This is a genomic window from Pseudomonas sp. NPDC089408, assembly GCF_044749445.1.
In the GTDB taxonomy this organism is placed as follows: Bacteria; Pseudomonadota; Gammaproteobacteria; order Pseudomonadales; family Pseudomonadaceae; genus Aquipseudomonas.
This window is the reverse complement of sequence record NZ_JBIVHY010000014.1, coordinates 81,226-96,760: the sequence shown is the minus strand read 5'-3', so window position 1 is coordinate 96,760 and position 15,535 is coordinate 81,226. Positions and strand designations below refer to the sequence as shown.

General features: G+C 62.6%; 13 protein-coding genes. All 13 read left to right on the top strand.

Annotated features, from left to right (window positions below):
• The first annotated feature begins 429 nt into the window (after positions 1-429).
• Positions 430-1,755, top strand: a complete 1,326-nt coding sequence (gene aceA, locus ACIP02_RS20775) for an isocitrate lyase (RefSeq protein WP_176512818.1) — start codon at positions 430-432, stop codon at positions 1,753-1,755.
• Between the two features lie 808 nt (positions 1,756-2,563).
• Positions 2,564-3,223, top strand: coding sequence for a lysoplasmalogenase (locus ACIP02_RS20770; protein WP_400619932.1), 660 nt, complete (start codon positions 2,564-2,566; stop codon positions 3,221-3,223).
• Positions 3,224-3,607: 384 nt separating this feature from the next.
• The gene (locus ACIP02_RS20765; RefSeq protein ID WP_400619930.1) at positions 3,608-4,021 is read left to right on the top strand and encodes an NADH-quinone oxidoreductase subunit A; all 414 of its coding nucleotides are present in this window, start codon (positions 3,608-3,610) and stop codon (positions 4,019-4,021) included.
• A 9-nt stretch (positions 4,022-4,030) separates the two neighbouring features.
• A complete protein-coding gene (locus ACIP02_RS20760; protein WP_008096180.1) occupies positions 4,031-4,708 on the top strand; it encodes an NADH-quinone oxidoreductase subunit B family protein in 678 nt (225 codons plus the stop codon).
• 79 nt (positions 4,709-4,787) lie between these two features.
• On the top strand, positions 4,788-6,569 hold the full coding sequence (nuoC, locus tag ACIP02_RS20755) for an NADH-quinone oxidoreductase subunit C/D (RefSeq protein WP_201199662.1): 1,782 nt from the start codon (positions 4,788-4,790) through the stop codon (positions 6,567-6,569).
• Between the two features lie 2 nt (positions 6,570-6,571).
• Positions 6,572-7,069, top strand: a complete 498-nt coding sequence (gene nuoE, locus ACIP02_RS20750; protein WP_027592810.1) for an NADH-quinone oxidoreductase subunit NuoE — start codon at positions 6,572-6,574, stop codon at positions 7,067-7,069.
• The gene (gene nuoF / locus ACIP02_RS20745; RefSeq protein WP_400619925.1) at positions 7,066-8,430 is read left to right on the top strand and encodes an NADH-quinone oxidoreductase subunit NuoF; all 1,365 of its coding nucleotides are present in this window, start codon (positions 7,066-7,068) and stop codon (positions 8,428-8,430) included. The genes nuoE and nuoF overlap by 4 nt, the downstream gene beginning before the upstream one ends.
• Positions 8,431-8,562: 132 nt before the next feature.
• The gene (nuoG, locus tag ACIP02_RS20740; RefSeq protein WP_400619922.1) at positions 8,563-11,277 is read left to right on the top strand and encodes an NADH-quinone oxidoreductase subunit NuoG; all 2,715 of its coding nucleotides are present in this window, start codon (positions 8,563-8,565) and stop codon (positions 11,275-11,277) included.
• Positions 11,274-12,281 (top strand): NADH-quinone oxidoreductase subunit NuoH, encoded by a 1,008-nt coding sequence (gene nuoH / locus ACIP02_RS20735; protein WP_400619919.1) that lies wholly within the window; start codon positions 11,274-11,276, stop codon positions 12,279-12,281. Before nuoG ends, nuoH begins: the two co-directional genes overlap by 4 nt.
• 11 nt (positions 12,282-12,292) lie before the next feature.
• Positions 12,293-12,841: an NADH-quinone oxidoreductase subunit NuoI gene (gene nuoI / locus ACIP02_RS20730; RefSeq protein ID WP_003251442.1), complete on the top strand. Its 549-nt coding sequence runs from the start codon at positions 12,293-12,295 to the stop codon at positions 12,839-12,841.
• Between the two features lie 10 nt (positions 12,842-12,851).
• A complete protein-coding gene (gene nuoJ, locus ACIP02_RS20725) occupies positions 12,852-13,352 on the top strand; it encodes an NADH-quinone oxidoreductase subunit J (protein WP_012273298.1) in 501 nt (166 codons plus the stop codon).
• 3 nt (positions 13,353-13,355) lie between these two features.
• On the top strand, positions 13,356-13,664 hold the full coding sequence (gene nuoK, locus ACIP02_RS20720) for an NADH-quinone oxidoreductase subunit NuoK (RefSeq protein WP_003251446.1): 309 nt from the start codon (positions 13,356-13,358) through the stop codon (positions 13,662-13,664).
• Positions 13,661-15,514, top strand: a complete 1,854-nt coding sequence (nuoL, locus tag ACIP02_RS20715; RefSeq protein WP_201199667.1) for an NADH-quinone oxidoreductase subunit L — start codon at positions 13,661-13,663, stop codon at positions 15,512-15,514. The genes nuoK and nuoL overlap by 4 nt, the downstream gene beginning before the upstream one ends.
• Positions 15,515-15,535: the final 21 nt, after the last annotated feature.

Genomic DNA, 15,535 nt, shown 5'->3' with positions numbered 1-15,535 from the left:
AAAGATGTAGTAAGTTAAAAATTCCACTACAAAACATTTGACAGGGTCTTTTTCCCAAGGGCATGATGGCCTCGCTCCCGCTAATCAGGGGCCCTGGCAAGGGCCTTCGAGGCGTGCTCCTCCCACCCCTGGAGGCGCCTCGTGTCTACACGGCCCACAAGGCGGTTCGACGGGATTGCGACTGCAACGAAGAAGTTGTCCCGAGGGACGGAAGCGCATCACCGCAGTACTGGCAATCGCGTAGCACCGCAGCAAGGCAACCACGAGCCGACCTGCCGGAGCACACTTGCGCTTGGTCTGCACCTCCTTCCTCCTCCGAGCCTTCACGTTCGCCGCCGCACTCCCCCGGACAGGACAGCCGCCAGGTCCCTGATCTGCCCCGAGCATCAGCACAATTAACCCAAGATCGATGCGACGAGGTTTATTTCCATGGCACTCACACGCGAACAGCAAATTGCAGCCCTCGAGAAAGATTGGGCCGAGAACCCGCGCTGGAAAGGCGTGACCCGTACCTACACCGCCGCCGATGTCGTTCGCCTGCGTGGCTCCCTGCAGCCTGAGCACACCCTGGCTCGCCAAGGCGCAGAAAAACTGTGGAAGCTGGTCACCCAAGGTGCCCACCCGTCCTTCCGCCCAGAAAAAGATTTCGTCAACTGCATGGGCGCCCTGACCGGTGGCCAGGCAGTGCAACAGGTAAAAGCCGGCATCCAGGCCATCTACCTGTCCGGCTGGCAGGTTGCCGCCGACAACAACTCGGCCGAGTCGATGTACCCCGACCAGTCGCTGTACCCGGTCGACTCGGTACCGACCGTGGTCAAGCGCATCAACAACTCGTTCCGCCGCGCCGACCAAATCCAGTGGAAAGCCGGCAAGAACCCGGGCGACGAAGGCTACATCGACTACTTCGCACCGATCGTGGCTGACGCCGAAGCCGGTTTCGGCGGCGTTCTGAACGCCTACGAGCTGATGAAGAACATGATCGAGGCAGGCGCTGCCGGCGTGCACTTCGAAGACCAGCTGGCCTCGGTGAAAAAATGCGGCCACATGGGTGGCAAGGTACTGGTACCGACCCAGGAAGCCGTACAAAAGCTGGTGGCTGCGCGCCTGGCTGCTGACGTATCGGGCGTACCGACCATCATCCTGGCCCGTACCGACGCCAACGCCGCCGACCTGCTGACCAGCGACTGCGACCCGTACGACCAGCCGTTCGTGATTGGCGAGCGCACCCGTGAAGGCTTCTACAAGGTACGCGCCGGCCTCGACCAGGCCATCGCCCGCGGCCTGGCCTATGCCCCGTACGCCGACCTGATCTGGTGCGAAACCGCCAAGCCGGACCTGGACGAAGCCCGCCGCTTCGCCGAAGCGATCAAGAAGGAGTACCCGGACCAGATCCTGTCGTACAACTGCTCGCCTTCCTTCAACTGGAAGAAGAACCTGGACGACGCCACCATCGCCAAGTTCCAGCGCGAGCTGTCGGCCATGGGCTACAAGCACCAGTTCATCACCCTGGCCGGCATCCACAACATGTGGCACGGCATGTTCAACCTGGCGCACGACTACGCCCGCAACGACATGACCGCCTACGTGAAGCTGCAGGAGCAGGAATTCGCTGACGCCAGCAAGGGCTACACCTTCGTGGCGCACCAGCAGGAAGTGGGCACTGGCTACTTCGACGACATGACCACTGTGATTCAGGGTGGGGCTTCGTCGGTGACTGCACTGACCGGTTCGACTGAGGAAGAGCAGTTCCACTGATAGTGGGTTGCGGTTGAATAGAGGCCCGGGGCTTGTGAACGCCCCGGGCCTTTCTTTTTGCCCGTACCGGCCCTTCCGCGGCGGTTCGACGCCTCGATGAACCCACCCACAGGACTGTACGGGACCATTGGTGTATCCCCTGATATTCTCGAATGCCTGTGCCGGCCTCTTCGCGGGTAAACCCGCTCCACATGGGACAACTATCGTTGTAGGAGCGGGTTTACCCGCGAAGAGGCCAGCCCAGGCGACACATCACTTATGCCCTAGTGCAGAGTCCTGAGCTAGATGGACATCTGCACTGAGTCGATGCCGACTCAAGCAAAGCCCACAGCGCCTCCAGTTCATGCATCGGGGCTAAATCTGACATGCCAGGTGTTCTGCGCCAGATTGCGTCAGGGCGGCGAGGTGTCTGCCCTGGTTTTTGCGGTGTTGCTCAAATCGAGCGCCGCCCGCGCGGCGCTTCGCGGGACAAGCCCGCTCCCACATCTGTCTCGGGCCAGTCCATCCTGTGATGGCCACCGCTGTCCGCCTTGTTTGTTCCCTTCGATATCGAAGGGGACGCCGCTGCTCCTCATCAATTTTCAGCCATGCACCCAAGGTGCGCGCGCCAAAGGCACAGGATTAACTGGCCCGAAACAGATGTGGGAGCGGGCTTGTCCCGCGAAGCGCCGCGCGGGCGGCGCTCGATCTCACATGCGCTAAATTCCTCTCGCCATACCCATGCCAGCCCTCACCCAATACCAATGCATCAACAACAAACCCCACAATCAGGTCTATGCTTGTGGCAGCCCAGCAGCAAGGACCGCCCATGCTCCGTCCAAGCCACCTGACCACAATCGCCCTGGCCGCCGCCGCCCTCTATCTATATGCACTGGCCAGCGACAACCCGATGCTCGCCCTGCTGGCCAAACCCATCCCGGTGCTGACCCTGATCGCCTGGCTGCGCGGCACCCCCGCCTCGCCCTATCGCAACTGGATCTCGATCGGCCTGGCCTGCTCGGTAATCGGCGACACCCTGCTGGCCATCCCTGCCGACCTGTTCGTGTTCGGCTTGGTCGCATTCCTCTTTGCCCACCTGGCCTACCTGCGCGCCTATTACAGCAAAACGCTGCGCCCGGCCCTGCCCGCTTTATTCCTCAGCGCCCTCACCGGCATCACCCTGTTCAGCGTACTTGCCAGCCACGGCCTCGGCCCGCTGCTGATCCCGGTTGCAGTGTACGCCCTGGCTATCAGCGCCATGCTCTGGCGCGCCCTGGCCTGCGGTGGCCTGGCCGCACTCGGTGCCGGCCTGTTCGTATGCTCTGATAGCCTGATCGGCATCGACCGCTTCGTCAGCCCCTTTGCCGCCGGACCGTACCTGATCATCCTCGCCTACTGGCTCGGCCAATGGGCCATCGCTTCATCAGTCGGTCATCGCTCAACCGATAAAGTATTGACACAGAGCGGTGCAAGCGGCGCTGGAAGCTGATAGAACACGAGCCTTTCGCATTTACAAGTAGGGGGAATCGCCAGAGGAACTTTACAAGGTGCAGAACAGCCCAATTACGTGGCATCAGATCAAATGATATTAATTATCATTACGAAACTTGTAATTCGTTACCAGTCGCAAGAAACATAATTAACAAAAGCGCACGCAATGCCCGAATTTCAAGGCTTTCAGCCAGTTACAAGCGGGTTTTGTACTTAATGCTACGAATAAATTTGCTACAGAAATTTTACTTGCACCGGGTTTACCCATAAAATCAGCGCGATTGACTCAGCTGCGACATTTGGTCACTGCACCTGCGACACCACGTCGCCGCTTTACTTATTTCAGACTGCAGAGCTGGGTCTCTGTATAAGGATTTTTAGCATGTCCGATTCGGCAGGACTCATCGCCCACAACTGGGGCTTTGCCATCTTCCTCCTGGGTGTCGTCGGCCTGTGTGCCTTCATGCTCGGCCTGTCCAGCCTGCTTGGTAGCAAGGCCTGGGGCCGCGCCAAGAACGAACCCTTCGAATCCGGCATGCTGCCCACCGGCAGCGCCCGCCTGCGCCTGTCCGCCAAATTCTATCTGGTCGCGATGCTGTTCGTGATCTTCGATATCGAAGCCCTCTTTCTCTTTGCATGGTCTGTGTCTGTCCGCGAAAGCGGCTGGACCGGGTTCATCGAAGCGCTCGTTTTCATAGCAATTCTGTTGGCAGGTCTTGTCTACCTTTGGCGCGTCGGGGCACTTGATTGGGCTCCCGAAGGTCGCCGCAAGCGGCAAGCGAAGCTGAAACAATGAGGCTTTGGCATGCAATACAATCTCACCAGAATCGATCCGGATGCGCCCAACGAGCAGTACCCGGTCGGTGAACGGGAAACCGTCACCGATCAGCTGCTAGAGGACCAGGTCCACAAGAACATCTACATGGGGAAACTCGAAGATGTGCTGCGTGGCGCGGTCAACTGGGGTCGCAAGAACTCCCTCTGGCCGTACAACTTCGGCCTGTCCTGCTGCTACGTGGAAATGACCACGGCCTTCACGGCACCCCACGACATCGCCCGCTTCGGCGCCGAAGTCATCCGGGCCTCGCCGCGTCAGGCCGACTTCATGGTCATCGCCGGTACCTGCTTCGTGAAGATGGCGCCGATCATCCAGCGCCTGTACGAGCAGATGCTCGAACCCAAGTGGGTCATCTCCATGGGCTCGTGCGCCAACTCCGGTGGCATGTACGACATCTACTCGGTCGTTCAGGGGGTCGACAAGTTCCTCCCCGTGGACGTCTATGTGCCTGGCTGCCCGCCACGCCCTGAGGCTTTCCTGCAAGGCTTGATGCTGCTGCAGGAGTCGATCGGCCAAGAACGACGCCCGCTTTCCTGGGTTGTTGGTGATCAAGGCATTTACCGTGCCGAGATGCCAGCCCAGAAAGACCTGCGTCGTGAGCAGCGCATTGCCGTAACCAACCTGCGCAGCCCCGACGAAGTCTGATCCAGCGACCTGCCGCCCGCTCCCGAAGGAGCCGGCGGCCTGGCTTCATTCTTAACGTTGACCCAAAGCGACCGAGACCATGACAGCGGACAACGCTATTTTCATTCCGCCCTACAAGGCTGACGACCAGGATGTGGTCGTCGAACTGCACAACCGTTTTGGCGCCGAAGCATTCGTCGCCCAGGAAACCCGCACCGGCATGCCCGTGCTGTGGGTCAAGCGCGCGCAGCTCAAAGAGGTGCTCAGCTTCCTGCGTGGCGTGGCCAAACCGTACAGCATGCTGTACGACCTGCACGGTGTCGATGAACGCCTGCGCACCCAGCGCCGCGGCCTGCCTGCCGCCGACTTCAGCGTGTTCTACCACCTGCTGTCGGTCGAGCGTAACAGCGACGTGATGATCAAGGTGTCGCTCAGCGAAGGCGACCTGAACCTGCCGACCGTCACCGGTATCTGGCCGAACGCAAACTGGTACGAGCGCGAAGTCTGGGACATGTTCGGCATCGACTTTGCCGGCCACCCGCACCTCAGCCGCATCATGATGCCGCCCACCTGGGAAGGTCACCCGCTGCGCAAGGACTACCCGGCCCGTGCCACCGAGTTCGACCCGTACAGCCTGACCCTGGCCAAGCAGCAGCTTGAAGAGGAATCGGCGCGTTTCAACCCGGAAGCCTGGGGCATGAAGCGTCAGGGCGCCAACGAGGACTACATGTTCCTCAACCTCGGCCCCAACCACCCTTCGGCCCACGGTGCGTTCCGTATCGTCCTGCAGCTGGACGGTGAAGAGATCGTCGACTGCGTACCGGACATCGGCTACCACCACCGTGGCGCCGAGAAGATGGCCGAGCGCCAGTCCTGGCACAGCTTCATCCCCTACACCGACCGTATCGACTACCTCGGCGGGGTGATGAACAACCTGCCATACGTGCTCGCCGTCGAGAAGCTGGCCGGCATCCAGGTGCCGCAGAAGGTCGACGTGATCCGCATCATGCTGGCCGAGTTCTTCCGCATCACCAGCCACCTGCTGTTCCTGGGTACCTATATCCAGGACGTTGGCGCCATGACCCCGGTGTTCTTCACCTTCACCGACCGCCAGCGCGCCTACACCGTGATCGAAGCGATCACCGGTTTCCGCCTGCACCCGGCCTGGTACCGCATCGGTGGTGTTGCCCACGACCTGCCGCGCGGCTGGGACAAGCTGGTCAAGGACTTCGTCGAATGGCTGCCCAAGCGCCTCGACGAATACACCAAGGCTGCCCTGCAGAACAGCATCCTCAAGGGCCGTACCATCGGCGTTGCCGCGTACAACACCAAGGAAGCGCTGGAATGGGGTACCACCGGTGCCGGCCTGCGCTCCACCGGTTGCGATTTCGACCTGCGTAAAGCCCGCCCTTACTCCGGCTACGAGAACTTCGAGTTCGAAGTACCGCTGGCCCACAATGGCGATGCCTACGATCGCTGCATGGTCCGTGTCGAGGAGATGCGCCAGAGTATCCGCATCATCGACCAGTGCCTGCGCAACATGCCGGAAGGCCCGTACAAGGCGGACCACCCGCTGACCACGCCGCCGCCGAAAGAGCGCACCCTGCAGCACATCGAAACCCTGATCACGCACTTCCTGCAAGTCTCGTGGGGCCCGGTCATGCCGGCCAACGAGTCATTCCAGATGATCGAGGCGACCAAGGGCATCAACAGTTACTACCTGACGAGCGATGGCGGCACCATGAGCTACCGCACCCGGATCCGTACCCCGAGCTACCCGCACCTGCAGCAGATCCCTTCGGTGATCAAAGGCAGCATGGTCGCCGACCTCATTGCGTACCTGGGCAGTATCGACTTCGTTATGGCTGACGTGGACCGCTAAGCATGAACAGCACGCTTATCCAGACAGACCGTTTCGCCCTGAGCGAAACCGAGCGCTCGGCCATCGAGCATGAAATGCATCACTACGAGGACCCGCGCGCGGCGTCCATCGAAGCCCTGAAGATCGTCCAGAAGGAACGTGGCTGGGTGCCGGACGGTGCCATCCACGCCATCGGCGAAGTGCTGGGTATCCCGGCCAGCGACGTCGAGGGTGTCGCCACCTTCTACAGCCAGATCTTCCGTCAGCCGGTCGGCCGCCACATCATTCGCGTGTGCGACAGCATGGTCTGCTACATCGGCGGCCACGAGTCGGTGGTCAGCCAGATCCAGAGCGAACTGGGCATCGGTCTGGGCCAAACCACTGCAGACGGGCGCTTCACCCTGCTGCCGGTGTGCTGCCTGGGCAACTGCGACAAGGCCCCGGCGCTGATGATCGACGACGACACCTTTGGCGACGTGCAACCGACTGGCGTTTCCAAGCTGCTGGAGGGTTACGTATGACCATTACTTCCTTCGGCCCGGCCAACCGCATCGCGCGCACGGCCGAAACCCACCCGCTGACCTGGCGCCTGCGTGATGACGGCGAACCGGTATGGCTGGCCGAGTACGAATCGAAAAACGGCTACGCCGCTGCCCGCAAGGCACTGGCGCAAATGTCGCAGGACGATATCGTGCAGGCGGTCAAGGACTCCGGCCTCAAGGGCCGTGGGGGTGCGGGCTTCCCCACTGGCGTGAAGTGGGGCCTGATGCCCAAAGACGAATCCATGAACATCCGCTACCTGCTGTGCAACGCCGACGAAATGGAGCCGAACACCTGGAAGGACCGCATGCTGATGGAGCAACAGCCCCATCTGCTGGTCGAGGGCATGCTGATCAGCGCCCGCGCCCTGAAGGCCTACCGTGGCTACATCTTCCTGCGTGGCGAATACACCACCGCAGCGAAAAACCTCAACCGCGCCATCGACGAAGCCAAGGCCGCCGGCCTGCTGGGCAAGAACATCCTCGGCAGCGGTTTCGATTTCGAGCTGTTCGTGCACACCGGTGCCGGCCGCTATATCTGCGGTGAAGAAACCGCACTGATCAACTCGCTGGAAGGCCGCCGCGCCAACCCTCGCTCCAAGCCGCCCTTCCCTGCCGCCGTTGGCGTGTGGGGCAAGCCGACGTGCGTGAACAACGTCGAAACCCTGTGCAACGTGCCGGCCATCGTCGCCAACGGCAACGACTGGTACAAGTCGCTGGCCCGTGAAGGCAGCGAAGACCACGGCACCAAGCTGATGGGCTTCTCCGGCAAGGTGAAGAACCCGGGCTTGTGGGAACTGCCGTTCGGCGTTACCGCCCGCGAGTTGTTCGAAGACTACGCCGGTGGCATGCGCGACGGCTTCAAGCTCAAGTGCTGGCAGCCAGGCGGCGCCGGTACCGGCTTCCTGCTGCCCGAGCACCTCGACGCGCAGATGTACGCCGGTGGCATCGCCAAGGTTGGCACCCGTATGGGCACCGGCCTGGCCATGGCAGTGGACGACAGCGTCAACATGGTTTCGCTGCTGCGCAACATGGAGGAGTTCTTCGCCCGCGAGTCGTGCGGCTGGTGCACCCCATGCCGTGACGGCCTGCCATGGAGCGTGAAGATGCTGCGCGCACTGGAAAATGGCCAGGGCCGCGCCGAAGACATCGAGACGCTGCTGGGGCTGGTCAACTTCCTCGGCCCAGGCCGTACCTTCTGTGCTCACGCACCGGGTGCCGTCGAGCCATTGGGCAGTGCCATCAAATACTTCCGGTCCGAGTTCGAGGCCGGTGTCGCTCCAGCATCCGCTGGTGACACCCTTCGCCCTGACCTGGCCAAACCGATCGTGGTCGGCGCATAACAAGATGATTAGGCGGGTGGCCCGTGCCACTCGCCAGCTTGCCGGCAGGCCCGAGCGATCGAGGCGTGTCGCAAGCTCACCGATTTCCATTAGCCACGCCCGCTCACGCGGGCCAACGAAGAACTTTGAACAATGGCCACTATCCACGTAGACGGCAAAGCGCTCGAAGTCAACGGTGCAGACAACCTGTTACAGGCGTGTCTGTCACTCGGCCTCGACATCCCTTATTTCTGCTGGCACCCGGCGCTTGGTAGCGTTGGCGCCTGCCGGCAGTGCGCGGTCAAGCAGTACACCGACGAAAACGACACCCGTGGTCGTATCGTCATGTCCTGCATGACCCCTGCCTCCGACGGCACCTGGATCTCCATCGAAGACGAAGAGTCCAAGGCGTTCCGCGCCAGCGTCGTCGAATGGCTGATGACCAACCACCCGCACGACTGCCCGGTGTGCGAGGAAGGTGGTCACTGCCACCTGCAGGACATGACGGTAATGACCGGCCACAACGAGCGCCGCTACCGTTTCACCAAGCGTACCCACCAGAACCAGGACCTCGGCCCGTTCATCGCCCATGAGATGAACCGCTGCATCGCCTGCTACCGCTGCGTGCGCTACTACAAGGACTACGCCGGTGGTACCGACCTGGGCGTGTACGGCGCCCACGACAACGTGTACTTCGGCCGCGTCGAAGACGGCGTGCTCGAAAGCGAATTCTCCGGCAACCTGACCGAGGTCTGCCCGACCGGCGTATTCACCGACAAGACCCACTCCGAGCGCTACAACCGCAAGTGGGACATGCAGTTCGCCCCAAGCATCTGCCACGGCTGCTCCAGCGGCTGCAACATCAGCCCGGGTGAGCGTTACGGCGAACTGCGCCGCATCGAGAACCGCTTCAACGGTTCGGTCAACCAGTACTTCCTGTGCGACCGTGGCCGTTTCGGCTACGGCTACGTCAACCGCAAGGACCGCCCACGCCAGCCACACCTGGCCGACGGTTCCAAGCTGGGCCTGGATGCTGCCCTGGACAAGGCCGCCGACCTGCTGCGCGGCCGCACCATCGTCGGTATCGGCTCGCCACGCGCCAGCCTCGAAAGCAACTATGGCCTGCGTGAGCTGGTCGGTGCCGAGTATTTCTACTCCGGCATGGAAGCTGGCGAACTGGCCCGCGTACGCCTGGCACTGAACGTGCTGAACAACAGCCCGCTGCCAGTGCCGACCCTGCGCGACATCGAAGACCACGACGCCGTGTTCGTGCTCGGCGAAGACCTGACCCAGACCGCTGCCCGTGTCGCCCTGGCCGTGCGCCAGGCCACCAAGGGCAAGGCCGAGGCCATGGCCGAAGCGATGAAAGTGCAGCCATGGCTCGACGCCGCGGTGAAGAACATCGGCCAGCACGCGCTGTACCCGCTGTTCATCGCCTCGCTGGCTGAAACCAAGCTGGACGACGTTGCCGAGGAGTGCGTGCACGCCGCCCCGGCCGACCTGGCCCGCATCGGTTTCGCCGTGGCTCACGCCATCGACCCGAGCGCACCGGCAGTCGCCGGCCTGGACGACGAAGCCAAGGCCCTGGCCCAGCGTATCGCCGACGCCCTGGTCGCTGCCAAGCGCCCACTGGTGGTTGCCGGTACTTCGCTGGCCGACCCGGCACTGATCGAAGCCGCCGCCAACATCGCCAAGGCTCTCAAGCTGCGCGAGAAGAACGGCTCGCTGAGCCTGGTGGTGCCTGAAGCCAACAGCATCGGCCTGGCCATGCTCGGTGGGGAATCTGTCGATGCCGCGCTGGACGCGATCATCAGCGGCAAGGCCGACGCCATCGTCGTGCTGGAAAACGACCTGTACGCCCGCGTACCGGCCGCCAAGGTCGACGCAGCCCTGGCTGCGGCCAAGGTGGTAATCGTTGCCGACCACTCGAAAACCCCGACGGTCGACCGCGCCCACCTGGTGCTGCCAGCCGCCTCGTTCGCCGAAGGCGACGGTACCCTGGTCAGCCAGGAAGGCCGTGCCCAACGCTTCTTCCAGGTGTTCGACCCGCAGTACCTGGACAGCAGCATCCAGATCCACGAAGGCTGGCGCTGGATGCACGCCCTGCGTGCCACCCTGCTGAACAAGCCGGTCGACTGGACCCAGCTGGACCACGTGACCAGCGCCTGCGCCCAAGCCGCCCCGCAACTGGCCGGTATCGTCAACGCCGCACCAAGCGCCGCGTTCCGCATCAAGGGCATGAAGCTGGCCCGTGAGCCGCTGCGCTACTCCGGCCGTACCGCCATGCGCGCCAACATCAGCGTGCACGAGCCGCGCACCCCGCAAGACAAGGACACCGCGTTTGCCTTCTCCATGGAAGGCTACTCGGGTTCGGCCGAACCGCGCCAGCAGGTGCCGTTCGCCTGGTCGCCGGGCTGGAACTCGCCACAAGCCTGGAACAAGTTTCAGGATGAGGTCGGTGGCCACCTGCGTGCCGGTGACCCAGGCGTGCGCCTGATCGAATCGCAAGGCGACCGCCTGAACTGGTTCAACGCCATTCCGGGTGCCTTCAACCCGGCCCGTGGCACCTGGACTGCCGTGCCGTTCTTCCACCTGTTCGGCAGCGAAGAAAGCTCCTCGCGCGCCGCCCCGGTGCAACAGCGCATCCCGGCCGCCTATGTCGGCCTGGCCAAGTCCGAAGCCGACCGCCTGGGCGTCAACGACGGTGCCCTGCTGAGCCTGACCGTTGCTGGCGTGGCCCTGCGCCTGCCGCTGCGTATCAATGAAGAGCTGGGCGCTGGCCTGGTCGCGCTGCCGAAAGGCCTGGCCGGCATCCCGCCTGCCATCTTCGGTGCATCCGTCGAAGGCCTGCAGGAGGCAGCACAATGAGCTGGTTCACCCCCGAAGTGATCGATGTGATGATCCAGGTCGTCAAGGCTATCGTGGTGCTGCTGGCCGTGGTGGTCTGCGGCGCCCTGCTCAGCTTCGTCGAGCGCCGCCTGCTGGGCTGGTGGCAGGACCGCTACGGTCCGAACCGTGTCGGCCCGTTCGGCATGTTCCAGATCGCTGCCGACATGCTGAAGATGTTCTTCAAGGAAGACTGGAACCCGCCCTTCGTCGACAAGATGATCTTCACCCTGGCGCCGGTCGTGGCCATGAGCGCCCTGCTGATCGGCTTCTCGATCATCCCGATCACACCGGGCTGGGGCGTTGCCGACCTGAACATCGGCCTGCTGTTCTTCTTCGCCATGGCCGGCCTGTCGGTCTACGCGGTGCTGTTCGCCGGCTGGTCGTCGAACAACAAGTACGCCCTGCTGGGCAGCTTGCGTGCTTCGGCACAGACCGTGTCGTACGAAGTGTTCCTGGGCCTGGCGCTGATGGGCGTGGTGGTGCAGGTGGGCTCGTTCAACATGCGCGACATCGTCGAGTACCAGGCGCAGAACCTGTGGTTCATCATTCCGCAGTTCTTCGGCTTCTGCACCTTCTTCATCGCTGGCGTCGCCGTGACTCACCGTCACCCGTTCGACCAACCGGAAGCAGAACAGGAACTGGCCGACGGCTACCACATCGAGTATGCCGGCATGAAGTGGGGCATGTTCTTCGTCGGTGAGTACATCGGCATCATCCTCATCTCGGCGCTGCTGGTAACCCTGTTCTTCGGCGGCTGGCACGGCCCGTTCGGCATCCTGCCGCAACTGCCGTTCCTGTGGTTCGCATTGAAGACCGCGTTCTTCATCATGCTGTTCATCCTGCTGCGCGCCTCGATCCCGCGCCCACGCTATGACCAGGTGATGGACTTCAGCTGGAAGTTCTGCCTGCCGCTGACCCTGATCAATTTGCTGGTGACCGCTGCGATCGTGCTCTACAACACGCCAGCCGTCGCGGCCCAGTGAGGATTTGACCCATGTTCAAGTATATCGGCGACATCGTTAAGGGCACCGGCACTCAGCTGCGCAGCCTGGCAATGGTGTTCTCCCACGGGTTCCGCAAGCGCGACACCCTGCAGTACCCCGAAGAACCCGTGTACCTGCCGCCGCGCTACCGCGGCCGCATCGTCCTTACCCGCGACCCCGATGGCGAGGAGCGCTGCGTAGCGTGCAACCTCTGCGCGGTGGCCTGCCCGGTTGGCTGCATCTCGCTGCAGAAGGCCGAGACCGAGGACGGCCGCTGGTACCCGGAGTTCTTCCGCATCAACTTCTCGCGTTGCATTTTCTGCGGCCTGTGTGAAGAAGCGTGCCCGACCACCGCGATCCAGCTGACGCCGGATTTCGAAATGGCCGAGTTCAAGCGTCAGGACCTGGTGTACGAGAAAGAAGATCTGCTGATCTCCGGCCCCGGCAAGAACCCTGACTACAACTTCTACCGTGTTGCGGGTATGGCAATCGCTGGCAAGCCGAAGGGCTCTGCACAGAACGAAGCCGAGCCGATCAACGTGAAGAGCTTGCTCCCATAAGGACAGAAAGATGGAATTCGCTTTCTACTTCGCATCCGGGATCGCCGTGGTCTCCACCCTTCGGGTGGTGACCGGTACCAACCCCGTGCACGCCTTGCTTTACCTGATCATTTCGCTGATTTCCGTGGCCATGATCTTCTTCTCCCTGGGTGCGCCGTTCGCCGGTGCCCTGGAAGTGATCGCCTACGCCGGCGCCATCATGGTGCTGTTCGTGTTCGTGGTGATGATGCTCAACCTGGGGCCGGCCTCGGTCGCCCAGGAACGCGGCTGGCTCAAGCCCGGCATCTGGGCCGGGCCGGTCATCCTCGGCACCCTGCTGCTGGCAGAGCTGCTGTACGTGCTGTTCGTCACCCCGAGCGGCGCTGGCATCAGCGGTACCACCGTGGGCCCGAAAGAGGTAGGTATCAGCCTGTTCGGTCCGTACCTGCTGGTGGTCGAACTGGCATCGATGCTGCTGCTGGCTGCAGCGGTCACCGCCTTCCACCTGGGCCGCAACGAGGCGAAGGAGTAAATCATGGGTGCTATCCCTCTCGAGCATGGTCTGGCAGTTGCCGGCATCCTGTTCTGCTTAGGTCTGGTTGGCCTGATGGTCCGCCGCAACATCCTCTTCGTGCTCATGAGCCTGGAAGTCATGATGAACGCCTCTGCCCTGGCGTTCGTCGTCGCCGGTGCCCGTTGGGTCCAACCCGACGGCCAGGTGATGTTCATTCTGGTGATCAGCCTGGCAGCCGCCGAGGCCAGCATTGGCCTGGCTATCCTGCTGCAGCTGTATCGCCGCTTCCACACTCTCGACATCGATGCTGCCAGTGAGATGCGCGGATGAACCTTATCTTCCTGACTTTCGTCTTCCCCCTCATCGGCTTCCTGCTGCTGTCGTTCTCGCGTGGTCGGTTCTCGGAGAACCTGTCCGCGCTGATCGGCGTCGGTTCGGTAGGCCTGTCGGCCGCCGTTGCCGCCTACGTCATCTGGCAATTCAACGTCGCCCCGCCTGAGGGCGGCGCATACAGCCAGCTGCTGTGGCAGTGGATGTCGGTGGATGGCTTTGCGCCCAACTTCACCCTGTATGTCGACGGCCTGTCCGTCACCATGCTGGGCGTGGTCACCGGCGTCGGCTTCCTGATCCACCTGTTCGCTTCCTGGTACATGCGTGGCGAAGCCGGCTACTCGCGCTTCTTCTCGTACACCAACCTGTTCATCGCCAGTATGCTTTTCCTGATCCTGGGCGATAACCTGCTGTTCATCTACTTTGGCTGGGAAGGCGTTGGCCTGTGCTCGTACCTGCTGATCGGTTTCTACTACAGCAACCGCAACAACGGTAACGCAGCGCTCAAGGCATTCATCGTCACCCGTATCGGCGACGTGTTCATGGCCATCGGCCTGTTCATCCTGTTCGCCCAGCTGGGTACCCTGAACGTGCAAGAACTGCTGGTGCTGGCACCGCAGAAGTTCCAGGCGGGCGACACCTGGATGGTGCTGGCTACGCTGATGCTGCTGGGCGGTGCGGTCGGTAAATCGGCCCAGTTGCCACTGCAGACCTGGCTGGCGGACGCCATGGCTGGCCCGACCCCGGTTTCGGCACTGATCCACGCCGCCACCATGGTGACCGCGGGCGTGTACCTGATTGCCCGTACCAACGGCCTGTTCCTGCTGGCGCCGGACATCCTGCACCTGGTCGGTGTTGTCGGTGGCGTGACCCTGGTACTGGCCGGCTTCGCCGCGCTGGTGCAGACCGACATCAAGCGTATCCTCGCCTACTCGACCATGAGCCAGATCGGCTACATGTTCCTGGCCCTGGGCGTTGGTGCCTGGGACGCGGCGATCTTCCACCTGATGACCCACGCCTTCTTCAAGGCCCTGCTGTTCCTTGCCTCTGGTGCGGTGATCGTTGCCTGCCACCACGAACAGAACATCTTCAAGATGGGTGGCCTGTGGAAGAAACTGCCGCTGGCCTACGCCAGCTTCGTGGTCGGTGGCGCGGCCCTGGCTGCACTGCCGATCGTGACCGTGGGCTTCTACTCCAAGGACGAGATCCTCTGGGAAGCCTTCGCCAGCGGCAATACCGGCCTGCTGTACGCCGGCCTGGTCGGTGCATTCATGACCTCGCTGTACACCTTCCGTCTGATCTTCATCGCCTTCCACGGCGAAGCCAAGACCGAAGCCCACGCTGGCCACGGCATCAGCCACTGGCTGCCGCTGGGCGTGCTGATCGTGCTGTCGACCTTCGTCGGCGCCTGGATCACCCCGCCGCTGGCAGGCGTGCTGCCTGAAAGCGCTGGCCACGCCGGTGGCGAAGCCAAGCATGCGCTGGAAATCACCTCGGGTGCCATTGCCATCGCCGGTATCCTGTTGTCGGCCCTGCTGTTCCTGGGCAAGCGCAGCTTCGTCAGCGCCGTCGCCAACAGCAGCATCGGCCGTGTCCTGTCGGCCTGGTGGTTCGCCGCCTGGGGCTTCGACTGGATCTACGACAAGCTTTTCGTCAAACCGTACCTGCTGATCAGCCACATCCTGCGCAAGGACCCGGTTGACCGCACCATCGGCCTGATTCCGCGGATGGCGCGTGGCGGCCACGTCGCCATGAGCAAGACCGAGACTGGCCAGCTGCGCTGGTACACCGCCTCGATCGCCGTGGGTGCCGTGCTGGTGCTCGGTGCCGTGGTAGTGGCTGCGGTATGACTATGAATCTTGCGACTTTGC

Bases quoted from the DNA above. Each gene is read 5' to 3' on its own strand.
- aceA (WP_176512818.1), top strand. From the start codon at position 430: ATGGCACTCACACGCGAACAGCAAATTGCAGCCCTCGAGAAAGATTGG.
- ACIP02_RS20770 (WP_400619932.1), top strand. From the start codon at position 2,564: ATGCTCCGTCCAAGCCACCTGACCACAATCGCCCTGGCCGCCGCCGCC.
- ACIP02_RS20765 (WP_400619930.1), top strand. From the start codon at position 3,608: ATGTCCGATTCGGCAGGACTCATCGCCCACAACTGGGGCTTTGCCATC.
- ACIP02_RS20760 (WP_008096180.1), top strand. From the start codon at position 4,031: ATGCAATACAATCTCACCAGAATCGATCCGGATGCGCCCAACGAGCAG.
- nuoC (WP_201199662.1), top strand. From the start codon at position 4,788: ATGACAGCGGACAACGCTATTTTCATTCCGCCCTACAAGGCTGACGAC.
- nuoE (WP_027592810.1), top strand. From the start codon at position 6,572: ATGAACAGCACGCTTATCCAGACAGACCGTTTCGCCCTGAGCGAAACC.
- nuoF (WP_400619925.1), top strand. From the start codon at position 7,066: ATGACCATTACTTCCTTCGGCCCGGCCAACCGCATCGCGCGCACGGCC.
- nuoG (WP_400619922.1), top strand. From the start codon at position 8,563: ATGGCCACTATCCACGTAGACGGCAAAGCGCTCGAAGTCAACGGTGCA.
- nuoH (WP_400619919.1), top strand. From the start codon at position 11,274: ATGAGCTGGTTCACCCCCGAAGTGATCGATGTGATGATCCAGGTCGTC.
- nuoI (WP_003251442.1), top strand. From the start codon at position 12,293: ATGTTCAAGTATATCGGCGACATCGTTAAGGGCACCGGCACTCAGCTG.
- nuoJ (WP_012273298.1), top strand. From the start codon at position 12,852: ATGGAATTCGCTTTCTACTTCGCATCCGGGATCGCCGTGGTCTCCACC.
- nuoK (WP_003251446.1), top strand. From the start codon at position 13,356: ATGGGTGCTATCCCTCTCGAGCATGGTCTGGCAGTTGCCGGCATCCTG.
- nuoL (WP_201199667.1), top strand. From the start codon at position 13,661: ATGAACCTTATCTTCCTGACTTTCGTCTTCCCCCTCATCGGCTTCCTG.